At 73.4% G+C, this 16,223-nt stretch carries 15 protein-coding genes; 6 read left to right on the top strand and 9 right to left on the bottom strand.

Features of this window, described 5'->3' with window-relative positions; genetic code table 11:
* Positions 1-82: 82 nt before the first annotated feature.
* Positions 83-1,414 (bottom strand): helix-turn-helix domain-containing protein, encoded by a 1,332-nt coding sequence (locus ACWC9T_RS26565; protein WP_449823562.1) that lies wholly within the window; start codon positions 1,412-1,414, stop codon positions 83-85.
* Between the two features lie 149 nt (positions 1,415-1,563).
* On the opposite strand from ACWC9T_RS26565, the gene ACWC9T_RS26570 reads away from it, so the two are divergent.
* From ACWC9T_RS26570 to ACWC9T_RS26585, 4 genes are all read left to right on the top strand, one after another.
* Positions 1,564-2,493: an NADP-dependent oxidoreductase gene (locus tag ACWC9T_RS26570; RefSeq protein WP_449823563.1), complete on the top strand. Its 930-nt coding sequence runs from the start codon at positions 1,564-1,566 to the stop codon at positions 2,491-2,493.
* 61 nt (positions 2,494-2,554) lie between these two features.
* Positions 2,555-3,331: an SDR family NAD(P)-dependent oxidoreductase gene (locus ACWC9T_RS26575; RefSeq protein WP_449823564.1), complete on the top strand. Its 777-nt coding sequence runs from the start codon at positions 2,555-2,557 to the stop codon at positions 3,329-3,331.
* A gap of 82 nt (positions 3,332-3,413) precedes the next feature.
* The gene (locus tag ACWC9T_RS26580; protein WP_449823565.1) at positions 3,414-4,190 is read left to right on the top strand and encodes a GNAT family N-acetyltransferase; all 777 of its coding nucleotides are present in this window, start codon (positions 3,414-3,416) and stop codon (positions 4,188-4,190) included.
* Positions 4,191-4,331: 141 nt separating this feature from the next.
* Positions 4,332-5,156, top strand: a complete 825-nt coding sequence (locus tag ACWC9T_RS26585; protein ID WP_449823566.1) for a hypothetical protein — start codon at positions 4,332-4,334, stop codon at positions 5,154-5,156.
* 45 nt (positions 5,157-5,201) lie between these two features.
* Here ACWC9T_RS26585 and ACWC9T_RS26590 read toward each other — a convergent pair whose 3' ends face one another.
* The 6 genes from ACWC9T_RS26590 to ACWC9T_RS26615 form a co-directional block, all read right to left on the bottom strand.
* A complete protein-coding gene (locus ACWC9T_RS26590; RefSeq protein WP_449823567.1) occupies positions 5,202-6,806 on the bottom strand; it encodes an ISL3 family transposase in 1,605 nt (534 codons plus the stop codon).
* Positions 6,807-6,986: 180 nt separating this feature from the next.
* Positions 6,987-8,795, bottom strand: coding sequence for a hypothetical protein (locus ACWC9T_RS26595; RefSeq protein WP_449823568.1), 1,809 nt, complete (start codon positions 8,793-8,795; stop codon positions 6,987-6,989).
* 359 nt (positions 8,796-9,154) lie between these two features.
* Positions 9,155-10,261 (bottom strand): PP2C family protein-serine/threonine phosphatase, encoded by a 1,107-nt coding sequence (locus ACWC9T_RS26600; protein ID WP_449823582.1) that lies wholly within the window; start codon positions 10,259-10,261, stop codon positions 9,155-9,157.
* A 255-nt stretch (positions 10,262-10,516) separates the two neighbouring features.
* Positions 10,517-10,939, bottom strand: coding sequence for a MarR family winged helix-turn-helix transcriptional regulator (locus tag ACWC9T_RS26605; RefSeq protein ID WP_355670512.1), 423 nt, complete (start codon positions 10,937-10,939; stop codon positions 10,517-10,519).
* Between the two features lie 30 nt (positions 10,940-10,969).
* Positions 10,970-12,292, bottom strand: coding sequence for a M48 family metalloprotease (locus ACWC9T_RS26610; protein WP_449823569.1), 1,323 nt, complete (start codon positions 12,290-12,292; stop codon positions 10,970-10,972).
* Between the two features lie 60 nt (positions 12,293-12,352).
* Positions 12,353-13,138: a universal stress protein gene (locus ACWC9T_RS26615; RefSeq protein WP_449823570.1), complete on the bottom strand. Its 786-nt coding sequence runs from the start codon at positions 13,136-13,138 to the stop codon at positions 12,353-12,355.
* A 257-nt stretch (positions 13,139-13,395) separates the two neighbouring features.
* On the opposite strand from ACWC9T_RS26615, the gene ACWC9T_RS26620 reads away from it, so the two are divergent.
* On the top strand, positions 13,396-14,544 hold the full coding sequence (locus ACWC9T_RS26620) for a CapA family protein (protein ID WP_449823571.1): 1,149 nt from the start codon (positions 13,396-13,398) through the stop codon (positions 14,542-14,544).
* Positions 14,545-14,565: 21 nt separating this feature from the next.
* Complete coding sequence (locus tag ACWC9T_RS26625; protein ID WP_449823572.1) at positions 14,566-15,099, top strand: GNAT family N-acetyltransferase; 534 nt, start codon at positions 14,566-14,568, stop codon at positions 15,097-15,099.
* Between the two features lie 244 nt (positions 15,100-15,343).
* Here ACWC9T_RS26625 and ACWC9T_RS26630 read toward each other — a convergent pair whose 3' ends face one another.
* Both ACWC9T_RS26630 and ACWC9T_RS26635 read right to left on the bottom strand, forming a co-directional pair.
* A complete protein-coding gene (locus ACWC9T_RS26630) occupies positions 15,344-15,733 on the bottom strand; it encodes a hypothetical protein (RefSeq protein ID WP_449823573.1) in 390 nt (129 codons plus the stop codon).
* Between the two features lie 197 nt (positions 15,734-15,930).
* Positions 15,931-16,182 (bottom strand): hypothetical protein, encoded by a 252-nt coding sequence (locus ACWC9T_RS26635; RefSeq protein ID WP_449823574.1) that lies wholly within the window; start codon positions 16,180-16,182, stop codon positions 15,931-15,933.
* Between the last annotated feature and the right edge of the window lie 41 nt (positions 16,183-16,223).

Consider the following 16,223-nt stretch of genomic DNA (forward strand, 5'->3'; position numbering starts at 1 on the left):
GCTTCCTGGGGCCCAGTGGCGCGGTCAGGCGGCAGTCAGTCGCGCCCTGCCCGCAAGCCCGGTCCGTCGCGGCCGGGTCAGGTCACGATGCCACGTGCAGCTGCGGCGCCCCCGGCAGGCCCGCCCGGTGGGCGAGGGCGGCCGCCTCGCCGCGCGAGCTGACGCCCAACTTGGCCAGGATGTTGGCCACATGGAACTTCACGGTGGACTCGCTGATGTGCAGCGCGGCGGCGATGTCCCGGTTGCGGCGGCCCTGGGCCAGCTGGTCGAGGACCTCCAGTTCGCGCGGCTGGAGTCCGTCCAGGGGGTCGGTGACCGTCGCGGGCGAGGGCAGGGCGAGCGGCAGGTCGACGGTGACGGTGGTGCCCCAGCCGGGGACGGCCTCGACGGTGTGGCGGCCGCCGAGCGCGGTGATCCGGTCGGCGGTGCGGTGGACGGCCAGGGCGTCGGCGGCGAGCAGACCGAGGCCGTCGTCGCGGACCACGGCGCGCAGCGACCCGTCGCCGGTGAACTGCCAACTCACGTGCAGCCGGCCCGGCTTGTCCTGCTCCAGCATCAGCAGGACGGCCACCCGGACGGCGTCCCGGGCGGTGTGCGCGGTGTCGGCCGGGATCGACCGGGCGGCCTCCGCCGGGGGCGCGAGGTCCAGCCGGGCCCGGGCGTGCCGCAGCAGCGGGCGCAGTTCGCGGGCGAGCCGGGCGAAGGCGGCGTCGGCGGGCTCCTCGCTGAGCGCGCGGTCCAGGTCGGCGCCCCGGCGCAGGTCCAGCAGGGCGGTGACGGCCAGTTCGGTGGCGGCGCGGCGGGCGGCGGCGTCGTCCAGGTCGGCCGAGCGCAGCGGCGCCAGGATTGTGCTGAGGGCGGCGCTGTGGGTGCCGGTGAACTCGGCGATCGCCCGGGCGCGGGCGTTGGCGGCGGCGCGGGAGACCGCCGCCAGACTGGGCGCGGCGTCGGTGGCGCGGTGGTCGGAGTGGGCGATCACCAGGTCGCACAGCTGCTGGAGGACGGCGAGCGCGCCCGGGGCCACCGGCTCGGCGGTCGCCCGGACGAGCACCAGGACCGCGCCCTTGCCGACGCCAGGGGCGGCCGAGACCACCACCACCGGCCGGGTGCGGCCCGCGAGTTCGGCCTCACCCTGCCAGGGCCGGCCGGCCGCGGTCGTCGCGGCCGCGCGGTCGGCCAGCTGGGCCAGTTCCAGGCCGCTGATGCCCTCGGTCAGCTCGGGCGGGCCGTAGCTGTGGGTGGGGGAGTAGGTGCAGATGCCGCTGAGGTGCGCGATCGCCGCGTGCGGGACCAGGGTGCCGACCACCTCCGACAGGCGCGGCAGCACATCCGGCCGGGGTGCGCGCAGCACCTCGACGGCCCGCGCCAGCGCGTCCTCGGGGCGGCCCCAGTGTTCCTGCCACGTGTCGTCCATGCCGTCCACCCTAGTCCGGGAGCCGGTGCCGGCCGCCTGTCCGTTCGGCCAGGTCGAACTGTCCGAACGGCTGGCCGGGCGCCCGCTGGCCCCGGCGCAGGATGGAGCCGTCGGAAGCACGCGACTCATCGAAACCCCAAGGATCTTCCATGACCAAGGCGATCGCCTTCCCGCAGTACGGCGGCGCGGACGTGCTGCGCCCGATCGACATCGAGCTGCCCGCCCCCGGCCCCGGCCAGGTGCTGGTCGCGGTCCGCGCGGTGGGCGTCAACCCGCTGGACCACAAGGTGCGCAGCGGCGCGCTGGACGGGTTCTTCCCGGTCACCTTCCCCGCCGTGCCCGGGTACGAGCTGTCCGGCGTGGTGGAGGCGGTCGGCGACGGCGCCGCCGGCTTCGCGCCGGGCGACGAGGTGTTCGGTGCCGTGATGGGCGGCGGCTACGCCGAGCAGGCGCTGGTGCCTGCGGACCAGCTGGCGCCCAAGCCCGCCGCGCTGAGCTGGGAGCAGGCCGCCGCGATTCCGGTGGCGGCCGAGACCGCCGAGCGCGCCCTCGACCTCCTCGGCGTCCGGGCCGGCCACACCCTGCTGGTGCACGGCGCGGCCGGCGGGGTGGGTACCCTGCTGCTGCAGTTCGCCCGGGCGCGCGGGATCACCGTGGTCGGCACAGCGAGCGAGGCCAACCACGCCCACCTGCGCGAGCTCGGCGCGATCCCGGTGACGTACGGCGAGGGCCTGGCCGAGCGGGTGCGGGCGGCCGCTCCGGGCGGGGTGGACCGGGCGCTGGACGCGGCCGGGCAGGGCGGGGTGCTGCCGCTGTCGGTCGAGCTGACGGGCAGTGCGGACCGGGTGCTGACGATCGCCGACATCCCGGGCGCGCAGGAGCACGGCATCCGCTTCTCGGGTGGCGCCGAGGGCGTCGAGCCGTACCACGGGCGCGCCTACGCGGCCGCGCTCGCCCTGCACGAGGCGGGCACCTTGCGGCTGCCGCTGCACCGGGTGTTCCCGCTGGCGGAGGCGGCCGAGGCGCAGCGGGTCAGCGAGCACGGGCACCTGCGCGGCAAGATCGTCCTCACGGTCTGACCGAACGCGGGATCGTCGTGGAAGCCCGGTTTCCGGCCCCTTGATCGGTAGAGTCCCGCCCATGGCGACTGTGAACGAGGCAGGGCGGCTGGCCGGGCGCTCCTGCGTGGTGACCGGGGCGGCGAGCGGCATCGGGAAGGCGGTGGCCGAGCGGTTCGTCCGGGAGGGCGCGTCGGTGGTCGCCACCGATGTGGACGCGGACGGTCTGCGCCGGCTGGCGGAGCAGCTGCCGGGCGCCGTCAGCACGGTGGTGGGCGACGTGTCCCGGGACGAGGACGCGCGGCGGATGGTCGAGGCGGCCGTCGAGCGGCACGGGCGGCTGGACGTGCTGGTGGCCAACGCCGGGGTGATCCCGCTGATGGAGATCACCGAGGCGACCGCCGAGGACTGGGACCGGGTGATGGCCGTCGACGGCCGGGGGATGTTCCTGACCTGCAAGTACGCGGTCCAGGCGATGACCGCCCAGCAGCGGCCCGGCGGCTCGATCGTCTGCCTGTCCTCCATCTCCGGCGAGGCCGGCCAGCGCGGCCAGTCGGTGTACGGGCCGGCCAAGTTCGTCGCCTCCGGGCTGACCAAGCACCTCGCCGTCGAGTGGGCCGACCGCGGGATCCGGGTCAACGCCGTGGCCCCGGGCACCATCTCCACCGAGCGGGTGGCCCGGCTGCGCGAGGAGCCCGGCGGGCCCGAGTACCTGGAGGCGATCGAGAAGCTGCACCCGATGGGCCGCCTCGGCGACCCGGCCGAGGTCGCGGCCGCCGTCCTCTTCCTCGCCTCGGACGACGCCTCCTTCATCACGGGGGTCGTGCTGCCGGTCGACGGCGGGTACTTGGCGCAGTAGGCCACCAGGTCGGACGCGGTGGGGCGGGAAGCGGGGCGGAAAACCGGTGGCGCGCACCAGCGGGCCGTGCTGGAGTGATCGGATGGATCGTGATCACGTACTCGCCCTGTTCGACGACCGGATCCGGCGCAACGCGCAGCCCGACGGCCCCGGGGTCCGCGTCGAGCGCGACGGCGCGGTGGTGCGCCAGCTGGGCGGGGAGCACGGCTGGAACGGCGTCGTCTGGTCGGGCCTGGACGAGGCCGGGGTGGACGCGGCGATCGCCGCGCAGGTGCGCTACTTCACCGAACTGGGGCGGGAGTTCGAGTGGAAGACCTACGCCCACGACCGCCCCGCCGACCTCGGTCAGCGGCTGCTGGCGGCCGGGTTCACGGCCGAGCCGGACGAGGCGCTGATGATCGCCCGGATCGGGGACCTGCCGACCGGCCCGGTGCTGCCGGAGGGCGTCCGGCTGGAGACGGTGACCGACCCGGCCGGGGTGGACCTCATGGTGGCCGCCCACGAGCTGGCCTTCGGCACCGACCTGCCCGGCCTGCGGGAGCGGATGCTCGACCACCTCCGGCACAGCTCGGAGACGGTCGGCATGGTCGTCGCGATGGCCGGCGACCAGCCGGTGAGCGAGGCTCGGATGGAGCTGAACCCGGGCACCGGCTTCGCGGGCCTGTGGGGCGGCGGCACGGTGCCCGGCTGGCGCGGCAAGGGCATCTACCGCGCCCTGGTCGCCCACCGTGCCCGCCTCGCGGCCGATCTCGGCTACGAGTACCTCCAGGTCGACGCGAGCGACCAGAGCCGCCCCGTCCTGGAGCGCCTCGGCTTCGCGCGGCTGAGCACCACGACGCCGTACGTGTACCGGCCGTAGCAGCCCGAACCGGAATGGCCTGGTTCAGGCACAGATTCCGTGAAGGTGATCAGCAGGCCGTGACGATCTGTGTGCGACTGAGAACGGGAGTCTTGCAGACCCTCCCGGTTCCCGCACGAACGGGGGCGCTACCTTGCCACCATGTGCATCTCGACCAGTGAGGCCGCGTTCTCCGGCACGATCGTGTATTGCGGTCGGCAACACCACCCCGTGCACGGCCTCATTCATGTCCTGGGCTACCAGAACACCGCCGTCAACCTCGCCGGTGGTCCGAATGCAATGCTGCTGCACCTGCCCACCAAGCAACTCACCCCAGGGCACTTCCTCTCCGTCGGACGCAGTGGCGACGTCCTGGAGCGCATGGTTGCCGCCGTTCGACCCATCGCCGTCGCAGTCGACGAGATCGCGTGGATGAGCGCGGAGCCGGAGGCCGTCCAGGTTTTCGAGCACGACGTCTACACGGTGCTCCTGGCCGCTGACCCCACCGCGATCCCAGCCGCACTGCACCAGGTGCCAGCACACCGGCGTCCATCCCTCGACCCGGACCTCCTACGCTTCTACGCCGACCACTTCCCCGACCACACCGTCGCCCTCTGCTGCTTCGACAACGCAGACGCACAGCGCGCCAAACCCCTACTGCTGTGGTACTCGCCCCTCGACCCCGACCAGCTGACCGTGCCCGCGCTGGACAGCCACACCGGAGCAGTACCCGATCTCGACGCTGTCGTCCCCGTCGATCACTGGGTCCTGATGTCCACCGACCAGGCTCCCTCCGACTGGGGCGAGATCGTTGACTACCCCAAGGGCATGCGCCACAGCCTGCGCTCCTTCCTCCCCGCCGCTGTCGTGGGCCAGTACTACGGCGGAGGAGACGCCCTGCTCAACGGAGACTTCACCATCAGCCACCGCGACCTTCTCGCCGGCGACCTCGACCGCATCGAGCGCTGCCAGCCAACCCGCCGCTGAGCTCGGGCACGGCAGCGCTCTCGGTCCGCAAATTAGCGCGCTCGGTCACACGGGTGGTCGTCGGCTGGCCGCGGTCAGGAGGAGCCGCTTGCGCAGCAGCGGTGGCTTCGCTCTGCCGAACATGCTGCGCTTGAGCGCCTTCAGGCCGTTTACGCGGCCTTCGACTGGGCCGGATGACCAGTCGGTGCTCATGCCGTAGACGACGGCGTCGAGGTCGGGGAGCAGTCCGGCGGCGAAGCCGGCCAGCCCGGCCTGTTCGTCTGCGCAGACGTCAGCGATCCAATGTCGAAGCCGACCTCCTTCGCGGTTGGTCATGATGGTCGCGAAGGTGCGGACGTGTCCGGCGGCGGCCGTCAGTTCGGGTGAGCGGGCCAGCAGGGTCTTGAGCTGCTGTTGGTCGTCCTCACGTAGGTGGTCGGGGTGGCTCATGATCCAGCCGGTGGCTTGGCGGGGTGAGGGCGGACGGGCGATCGGCGGCGTGCTCCCGGCAGCCCGGTCGGGACGGAGCGGCCGAACGTAGTCGCGCAGGGTGCTGTAACTGCAGTGCGCCCCGCGTTCTTGCAGCTCGCGGTGGAGCCGGGACACGTTCGTGCAGCCCTCGGCGATGCGCTGGTCGAGGTAGGGCTTGAACCGGTCGAGCTTGCTGGTCCGGTTCTGCCACTGGCCGTGCAGCATGGCCTCGGGGCTGGCGGCGCGGGCGTACTTGCGGACGGTGTTGCGCCCGAGGCCGAGGCGCCTGGCGGTCTCGCGCAGGCTCAGGCCCTGTTCGACGTGAGCGCGGACGGCGGCGTGGGTGTCGCGGAGCCGGTCGAGGAACTTCCCCTGCGGGTAGGGCTCGGGCGGTGCATCCACGGCTTCGATCGTCTCGATCGGTGGAGGCACCAGCTCGGGCGGCTCGGGTTCGGGCGCGGGTTCGACAAGGTCGCGCAGGAGGGAGCGGTGGCGGGAGACGAGGCGTTCGACGGCCTCGCCGAGGTTGTGCCAGACGTGCCATTTGTCCGCGCAGTGCTGGGCGTTCGGGGCGCCGGTGTGGGCGCCGTCGGCGAAGACGGTCGCGCGGTCGCGGCAGATGATCTCGACGCCGGGGTGCTCGCGCAGCCACGCGGCGACGCTGTTCACGTTGCGGTCGGGCAGCAGGTCGAGGGGTTGGTGGGTCTCGCAGTCGACCAGGATGGTGCCGTAGCGGCGGCCCTTCCTGGTGGCGAACTCGTCGATGCCGAGCACGCGCGGGGTCGTCCAGGCGGGGTCCGGCAGTGCCATGACCAGGCGCAGGACGGTCATCCGGCTGACCGTGACGCCGAGCAGCAGGGCCAGGCGGACGACGGCGCGGGCGGCCAGGACGACGCCCAGCGCGCTGAGCAGCCGCTGCAGGACGGGTGTCCTGCGGCCGTAGCGGCAGGTCAGCCCGTCTATCTGCTCGACGAAGGTCACCCGCCGGCACTCGCGGTTGTCGCAGAACAGCCGGCGGACCGACAGTTCGATCACAACGCCTCGGCCGCCGCACGGCGCGTCCGCCAGCCGTCGACCGTACCGGCTGTGCACCCGGCCGGACCGTGTCCCGCAGCCGGGACACGGCATGAGCACGTCCTCCGGTGTCGATGCTTCGATCACCACGAGGCCGTCCCGTACCTCCATGCACTCGACCCGCATCCCCGCGAGATGCGGGAGCAGAACGGATATCTCCTCACACGCGGTCAGCTTCCACCGTGAGATGACGGAGCGTCACCGGCGCACGGAAGCACGATCGACTTCACGAAATCCGTGCCTGAACCAATGGCCTGACCCCCGGTGCGGCGGACGCCGGGGGCCAGGCGTTCGGGTGGGCCCGGGTCAGTGGCGCGGGACCGCCACCGCCGTGACCTGCTGCTGTTGCAGGTGGGCCGGGTTGGTGCCGTCGTCGTAGGTGGTCACCGAGGTCGTGTAGTCCGTCGTGCCGCCGATGGTGTTGCCGAAGTAGTCACCGATGAAGGCGTCCGAGCCCTCGACCGGGGCGTCGAGCTGCGGGTCGAAGGAATGGGCGCTGAGGCGGAGGTTGTGGCCCAGCGGGTTCAGCGTCGGGCCGTAGAACTGGACGCTGGTGTCCACGCAGTAGTTGGCCGCGCCGTAGGGTGCGCCGGGGTGCTTGGGGTTGGCGGTGTCCAGGGCGAGCCCGGCGGCCTGCGCCTCGGCGGTGCCGGCGGCGGGGCAGGCGAGCCGCCGGTCGTAGAAGGCGACGCTCACCGTGCCGTCGGGGCCGGTGGTCAGGTTGGGCTGGAACTCGTCCACCGGGGCGGTGTTGTCGTTGACCCGGATCGGGTCGCTCCAGCTGGCGCCGCCGTCGTAGGAGGAGGTCAGCAGCACGTTGACCACTCCGGTGGCGTAGTCCTCGTAGGCGACGTACAGCGGATAGTGGCCGTTCACCGGCTGGTCGCCGAGGGTGAAGGTGTCCTCGATGCCGTCGCGGAAGGTGGTGTTGGCGTACGAGCCGGGCGGCGGGGTGATGGTGCCCGGCAGGCTGGACACGGTGGACCAGGTCCGACCGCCGTCGGGCGAGGCGTCCAGGAGGATCGCGTCGCAGCAGAAGCGGTGCGCCGGGTCGGAGTTGGTGAGGGTGGTGTACACCGTCCCGTCCGGGGCGACGTGGGGCAGCAGGTAGGTGGCGCCCTGCGGGGTGCTCGGCGGCTCGGGCAGCACCTGCGGGGCCGACCAGTCGGTGTGGGTGCCGTCCGGGCGGGCGTCCGCGTACGAGATGTACGGCACCGCGGTCTTGCTGTGGAAGTCCACCCACATCGCGTAGATGCGGTTCAGGTGCGGACTGCCGGGGTTGGTGTCGATCGCGATCCACTGCTTGTCGGGACCGTTGCCGATGCTGTCGTAACTCGCGACGTAGTCCGGGTGGCCGCCGTGGGTGGTCAGCCACTGGGTGGCGGTGGTGGCGCCGTGCGGACGCACCGACACCGAGATGGCCTGGGACGGCACGGCAGGGTTGGCCTCCTGCGAGGTGCCCGGCATGAAGTCGTGGGAGCCGTCGGCGTCGTAGACGAACTGGTACGGCAGCAGCAGCGAGTAGTAGTTGCCCCAGGTGTCGAAGGCGCCGACCGGGTCGGTGTTGTCCGTCCAGCCCTCGTAGCCGGGGATGTGGCCCTGCACCGGCCAGCTGCGGCCGCCGTCGAAGGACTCGAAGAAGCCGAGCAGGTGGTTGTAACCCTCGGCGCTGACCACCCACTTGGAGGCGCCGATGAGGTGGTCGGGATTGGTCGGGTCGACCCGCAGGTCCGACTCCGAGTGCCCCTTGACCAGCATCGGCGTCGCCGCCGGGTACCCCGGGTTGCTGCCGGCCTGGGTCGCGTACGGGCCCGCCGCGCCGGTGTCCTCACCGGTGGTCGCACCGCCCGCCGGGCAGGGCGTCATACCGCTGTAGCCCTCGGCGGGCCCGCTGTTGGCGGTGTACGGCACCTCGGGGCGGAAGCAACTGGTCCGGGCGGCGGTCGCCTCGACATTGCTGACGGCGTTGGCGGCCCGGCTCGCCGCGTAGGCGGAGTCGCGCTGGGGGCCCTGGGGCAGGGCCGGGCCCCCGGTCGCGGCGGAGGAGGAGGGGGAGAGGAGGGAGAGGCCGAGCAGGGCCGGGCCGAGCAACAGGGCCAGTCTGCGATTGCGCAACGGGGTGCCTCCTGCGGTCTGGGGGTGAACCTGGGGCAGTGCGTCGGGTTGCCCGCGGTCGCCAGGGGGTCGGACGGCGCGGGCCCGACGAAGGTAGTGAGGGCAAGGTCACGACAACAAGGGCGGGGATCGGAAGTTGACGACCCGTTTGCCACCGGTGGGGGAGGCCATGGTGTGCGGCGGGGGCTTGTCGGCACCGCCGGCGCGGGTTCCCGGCCCGGGAGCGGCACTGCGGCCCGGGTGCGGGCGCCGACCGGACGATCGGGCGGTACGGACCAAGGTGGTCAGGGCGTGGGCGTGAACCGTACCGGGACCGGATCCCCGGGCTCGCCCGAGAGGACCACCGCGCACCCCGGCTCCTACGGCAGCCGCTCGACCACGACCATCGCCGCGTCGTCGTCCAGCCGCCCGCCGACGTGGGCGAGCAGGTCGCGGCGCAGCCGGTGCAGCAGGGCGGTAGGGCGCTCGGCCTGCCAGGCGATGACCCGGTCGGTGAGCGGGTAGAAGCGATGCTGGGCGTCGCGGGCCTCGATCACCCCGTCGGTGTAGATCAGCAGCCGGTCGCCGGGGCGGAGCGCGAAGGTCTCCACCTGGTACTCCGTCGGGGCGAGTTCGCCGAGGCCGAGCGGGGGCGCCGGGTGGCGGGCGACGAGGGTGGTGATGCCCTCGGGGCGCAGTAGCAGCGGGGGCGGGTGGCCGCAGTCGATCAGCCGGACCATCGAGCCGTCGTCGGGGATGTCGAGCAGGACGGCGGTGATGAAGGACTCGCCGCCCTCGTCGACGGCGTCGGGCGCGCCCGGGTGAAGGGCGTGGCGGGCCAGCCGGGCCTGCCGTGACTGTTCGGCCAGTTGGGCGAGGTCCCAGCAGACGCTGCCGTCCAGGTAGGCGGCGAGGTCCGGCAGGTCGGCGTGCAGATGGGCGGCGGCGCGGAAGGCGCCGAGCAGCAGGGCCGCGTCGCCGAGCGAGGACAGGCCCTTGCCGCGGACGTCGCCGACCAGCAGCCGGGTGCCGGTGGCGGTGCGGGCGGCCGCGTACAGGTCGCCGCCGACCTGGGCCTCGGCCTCGGCGGCCAGGTAGACGGAGGCCAGGTGCAGCGGCCCGATCCGCTCCGGCAGCGGGCGCAGCAGCACCCGCTGGGCGGCCTCGGAGACCGAGCGGACCCGGGCCAGCTCGCGTTCGTGCCGGTCGCGCAGCACCCGCAGGCCGATGATCAGTACGGACACGAGGACCTGGGCGCTCAGCTGGGTCTCGATGTTGGCGCTGGTCAGGCTGTCCCGGACGGAGCCGATGACGGTCAGCGCGGCGAAGGCGATCAGGGCGACCCCGGTGGTGGCCCGGGCACCGGCGAAGGAGGCGGTGAGGGCCGGGGCGACGATCAGCAGCGGGCCGAGGTGGATCTCCGGCGGGGCGAGGATGTCGACGACGGCGATCAGGACGATCAGCGCGAGCGTCAGCGCCGTCAACACGCGGCGGTCGGGACGCCAGGAGCGGCGGCGGGCGCGAGGACGCGGCTTGTCGGGACGCTGCCGGAGGAGCACCTCTCCTCTGTACACCGTCGGGGCGGTGGGGCGCACCCCCGACGGCGTCTCCGGGGTCCAGGCCGGTCTTGTGGATCTTGTCGGATCAGGCCGCGGCGAGGTGCGCTCGTGCCCTGGGGGTGCCTCCCGGCCGAAGGCCGGGGGAGCGTCGCGGACCCGGCGGAGATCCGCAGGGCAGGGTGGCTAGCCCTCCTGACCGTAGCGGGCCAGGTAGGCGGCGAAGCGGGCGACGTCCTCGTCGGACCAGTCGGTGAAGCGGGAGGTGAAGGACAGCCGGCGCTGCTCGTTGGCGTCCCGCAGCAGGGTCAGTCCGGCCTCGGTGGCGCGCAGGATCTGGCCGCGCTGGTCGTCCGGGTCGGCCTCGCGGCGCAGCAGTCCGAGCTTCTCCAGGGCGGTGACCTGGCGGCTGACGGTGGACTTGTCGAGCATGAAGTGCGCGGCCACGTCGGCGGCCCGGCAGCCGCCGCGCTCGGTGATCAGGTCGAGGATGCTGTAGGTGACCAGGGAGAGGTCGGGGTGCAGCTGCGAGGCCTTGTGCCGGGCACGGCGGGCGAAGGCGGTCAGCTCGCGCTGGATGGTGTCGATGGACGACTGGCGGCCGGGCACGGCGTTCCTACCTCCTGGGAATTTGTTGCACTATACAACGGATTTACCCGGGGTCGCGCGCGGCTCGCCTGTGGCCTCATCCGCAGCTTCGCTCGCCGCCGCACGTGCCGTCCGGCCGGGTCCGGCCTGCCAGGCGCGGGCGGCCGCGATCCGGCGGGTCGCACTCGGATGAGTGGCGAAGAGTAGCTCAAGCACCCGGGGCGGGTCGACATCGGAGACGTTCGCCAGTGCCAGTCTGCGCTGCATCGCGATGAACTGCTCGGCATCCCCGGTCAGTTCGAGGGCGTGCCGGTCCGCCCTGGCCTCGATCCGGCGGCTCACCGCGCACTGCACCGGGCCCGACAGGGCGCTGATCAGCGCGGCCAGTGCGGCCAGCAGCGGCAGTGCCCGCGGATCGGCCGCGTCGCTCGCCCCGGCGGCGTCCAGCAGCGGGCGCCAGGTGCCCAATAGGCCGAGGACGGCTACCGCCACGGCCGCGCCGACCGCGCCCAGCGCCGTACCGAGCGGCACGTCGCGGTGCTTCACGTGCCCCAGCTCGTGCGCCACCACCAGCTCCACCTCGCGCGGCTCGGCGGTCGACAGCAACGTGTCGTACACGACGATCCGGCGGGTCGCGCCCAGCCCGGAGACATACGCGTTCAGCGCGGTGGTCCGCCGGGAGGCGTCCGCCACCAGGACGTCCCGCACCCGCACGCCGTCCCGCTCGGCCAGCGCCAGCAGAGTGGTGCGCAGTCCACCCGCCGGCATCGGGGTGAAGCGGTTGAACACCGGCTCGATCAGCAGTGGGTGGAGGAACGAGAGGGCGGCGGTCAGCAGCGCCGCCGCGCCCGCGGCCGGGAGCCACCAGCGCTGCGGGGACCAGTCCGTCAGGGCGAACAGGCCGAGGGCGAGGGGGAGGACGAGGAACAGGGTAAGCGCCAGCCCGCGCAGGACGTCCAGTACCCAGCCGGCCCAGCCCTGGGTCACCAGGCCGTACCGGGCCCGGACGGAACGCGCCCCGGCCCCGAAGGGCAGCTGCAGTGCCTGGCCGAGCAGGACCAGGGTGGCCGCGCCGGCCAGGGCGGCGGCGGTGCGGGAGCCGCCGAACCAACGGCCGGTGGCGGTGACCAGGGCGGCGCCGGCCGGGGTGAGGCCGAGCAGCAGGGTCAGCGCGAGGCCGGCCAGGCGCCCGCCGAGCGCCCACGGCAGCTGGGCGCGGCGCAGGGCGCGACCGCGGGCGCGCTGGGCGGGGCTGAAGTCGGGGTCGGGCGGCGGGATCGTCGACGAGGGGTTTGCGGGCGGGGGGTTCACGGGTGGGGTGTCCATGGGCGGGGCGTTGCTCCGGCGGGTGGGGTGGGCGTGGCGGTTCAGCATCTCCTACCGCTCCTACCGCGTGTACCGCGCACCGTCGGTGCTCACTCCTGGCGTGTGACCTCACTCCTCGGCGGGACCGGTGGCGTCGTGCACGCCGGCGCGCAGCAGCTGGTGGCCGAGGTCGACCAGGGCGCGGCCGACCGCGAACTCGTCGCCGACCGCCGGGGTCGGGGTGTCGAGGGGGTTGCGGCGGGCCAGGGCGTCGCTGTGCAGCACATTGCCGTCGGCGTCCAGGACGGCGTGCACCCGGGTGGTGTCGCGGTCCTCGACCACGTGCAGGCTGAGCCGCCAGTCCTTGGTGCGGACGGCGTCAGGGGCCTGCTGCTCGGCCGTCGCCACCTCCTGCGGCGGTGCGGAGGCCGTCCCGTCGGCGCGGACGATCACCACCGGGCAGACCCCGTGCACCGCGCAGCGGGTCGAGACCGAGCCGAGCAACGTCCGGGCGAAGGCGCCCCGGCCGCGGCTGCCCAGCACCAGCAGGTCCGCGTCCTCGGCCGCCTCCAGCAGCACCTCGACGGCGTGGCCGAGCACCAGGCTCTCCCGGACCTTCACCGGACGCTCCAGGCCGACCACCTCGTTGACCTCGGCGGACAGCGTCCGGCGGGCGGCCTGCTCGAAGCCGTCGTCCACCATCGGCGCGAACCAGCCGTAGAGCGACGGATACTCCCAGGCCGCCACCGCGTGCACCGTGGCCCCGGTGAGCACCGCCTGCCCGACCGCCCAGCGCAGCGCCGCCTTGGACGGCGGCGACCCGTCGATCCCGACCACGATCCGGCGCGGCCGGCCGGGGGCGGGGTGGTTGCCGACGCGCTGGTGTCCGTCGCTGGCGGATTGGTTGCTGGTCATCACGTACCACCTCCGGTGTGAACCGGCCGCCTCCACTCCACGCTGCGCGCCGCCCGGCCGGGGCGCCAGGGACGCGGTGGCCGGGTGGACCCGGGGGATTGGGCCAAGGGGGCCAGTGGGGCGGGCCAGGGGGCGGGGCGGGAGTGGAGACCATAGGTGCGCCTTTGTGTCCGGAATGTTGTGGGTGCGGGCTCAAGCGGTGGCGATTCGGTGGCGTAGGCTGACCGCTCTTGCGTCGTCCTCGGGGGGAACCACTCATGCGCCGTGCCGCGGCCGCCGTCGCGCTGTTCGTCGGGCTGACCACCGTCGCCGCCTGCGGGCCGGACGACCCGGCTCCCGCCCCGGCGTCCACCTCGGGTGCCGCGGCCGCTGCGCCCTCCACGACCGCCGGTGCACCCTCCGGTACGGCGGCGCCGGTGCCGGCCCCCACCAAGGGCGGCGCGCCCAGGCCGGACGGCAGCATCACCGTCGCCTTCGCCGGGGACGTCCACTTCGAGGGCCGCACCGAGGCCCGGCTGTCCGTCCAGCCGCCCGAGCCGGCGCTCGGCCCGATCTCCCGCACCCTCGCCGATGCCGACCTGTCCGTCCTGAACCTGGAGACCGCGATCACCGGCCGCGGCGCGCCGGAGCCGAAGACGTACACCTTCCGCACCTCGCCCAAGGCGCTGTCCGTGCTCAAGGACTCCGGCGTCGACATCGTCTCGATGGCCAACAACCACGCCGTCGACTTCGGCGCCGACGGCCTCGCCGACACCCTCGCCGCCAAGGACTCCTCGCCGATCCCGGTGCTCGGCGTCGGGCACAACGCCAAGGAGGCGTACGCCCCGTACGTCACCACCGTGCGCGGGGCGAAGGTCGCGGTGGTCGCCGCCAGCCAGGTCGAGGACATCACCAACCAGAAGTGGCGGGCCGGTGCCGACAAGCCGGGCATCGCCTCGGCGCTGGACGTCCCCGCGCTGGTCAAGGCTGTGGAGACGGCCAAACGGCAGGCGCCGGTCGTGCTCGTCTACCTGCACTGGGGCGAGGAGGGCAAGGCCTGCCCGACCAGCGCCCAGACCGCCGTCGCCAAGAAGCTCGCCTCCGCCGGGGCCACCGCCGTGGTCGGCACGCACGCCCACACCATGGTCGGCTCGGGCATGCTCGGCACCACCTACGTCGGCTACGGCTTCGGCAACTTCCTCTGGTACGGCACCTCCAACTACCCCAACTCCAACGAGACCGGCGTCACCACCCTCACCCTCACCGCCGACGGCAAGGTGACCGGCGAGGCCTTCACCCCGGCCACCATCGACGACAAGGGCATCCCCCAGCCGGTCACCGGCGCCCCCGCCGAGGCCGCCCTCAAGCGCCGCGACGGCCTCCGCGGCTGCGCCGGGCTCACCCCACCCCCGGCGGCGGCGCACTGACCCGGCTCGTACGATCACCGGATGAGCGGACACGGGGAACTGACCACCCGTCGGCTGTCGTTGCGGCGCCCCACGGTTCGTGACGTCGACGCCGTCCTCGCGATCCACCGCGACCCGGCGGCCTGCGCCCACAACCCCTCGGACGCGCTCGCCTCGCGGGCGGAGGCGGAGGAACGCTACGGTTGCTGGGACGCCCTGTGGCAGGAACGCGGCTACGGCTACTGGACGGTCCGCGCGCACGGCGCCTCGGCGGTGCTGGGCTTCTGCGGGATCAAGCCGATGGAGCTGGCGGGCCGGCCGATCCTCAACCTCTTCTACCGCTTCGACCCCCGCGCGTGGGGCCGGGGCTTCGCGACCGAGGCGGCCACGGCCGTCGTGGCGTGGTCTGCTTCCGCCGTACCCGAGTTGCCGCTCATCGCCCGCATCCGCCCCGAGAACCTCCCCTCCCAGCACGTCGCCCTGCGCGCCGGCCTGCGCCGGGCCGAACACCTGGACGGCCCGGGCTGTGACGGCTTCGACTGGATCTACGCGAGCAACCTGCCCGAGGACCGGTAGTCTCGCCGCGCGGTCGGTCGACTCCGGAGGTGGCGGGATGATCGAGGCCGAACTGAAGGCCCTGGTGCGCCGACCTTCCCTGATGCTCCGGACGTTGGAAGGCACCTACGGCCCCGGCCGCGCCGAGGTCTACCGCGACACCTACGACGACCTGCCGGGCGGCAGCCTGCTCGCAGCCGACCGTGAACTGCGCATCCGCGACATCGAGTCCGTCGACGGCACCCGGCGGACGCTGCTCACCTCCTTAGAGCCGGCCGGGGTAGACAGTGTCGCCAGTGAGCAGGAAGCCCGTCCACGGATCGTAGTAGGTGACCGCCGCCTCGTGGTGTCCCGGGGGGGCCAGGCACTCCAGCACCCGTCCGCCGCCGAGGTCGACGTGGGCTGTGGCCTCGGGGGCCCGGTCGAAGCCGAAGTACGCCCAGGCCGTGGGCAGATCGGCGCCGACCAGGGTGGTCGCGGGCCGGTCGGCGAACTGGCGTCGCCGGCGATGTGGTCGCCGTGCGGGTGGGTGTGGAGCACCAGCAGGGGGTACGTCCCGGGGGTTGCGGGTGAGCCAATCGGCCACCAAGCCGTCGACCGTCGCGCGCAGCGGGAAGTACTCGGCCTCGGCCGTCGCCCCCGTGTCGATGAGCACCGCCCGATCCGCCCCGAAGAGCAGGAAGCAGGAACGGCGCCTCGTAATGGACCGCCTTGTTCTGCCGCAGGATCACGGTGTTCTCGTCGTACGGGTGGACCTGGATGTCCGGGTCCGCGTTGTGCTTCGCGGACGGGGACCCGTGGATCCACCGCACGTCCAGCGGGCGGGCGATCGGTGCACCGGCAGCCACGACGTCACCTCCAGTGCGTCGTCTTGGCGGGCCGGGTACGGCACACATCTCGTTCGAGGTCGTAGCCGCGCGCGGTGAGGGCATCGTGCAGGTGGCGGTTCTGGGCGAGCAGTATCCACTCCTGGAGGCCGACTTCGAGGTAGACGCGGGCCGGGCGCAGCTGTTCGGCGGCGAGCGGCGGGCGCCCGGCTGCGCGCTCCTGCCCTTCCCCGGTCGCTCGGCCGCCCGTTCGAGTGGTTTGAAATCTGTACCCCACCGCCCGCCTCCCACCCCGCCCGTCGCGTTGTCAGTGCCCCT

Source organism: Kitasatospora sp. NPDC001159 (genome assembly GCF_053598235.1).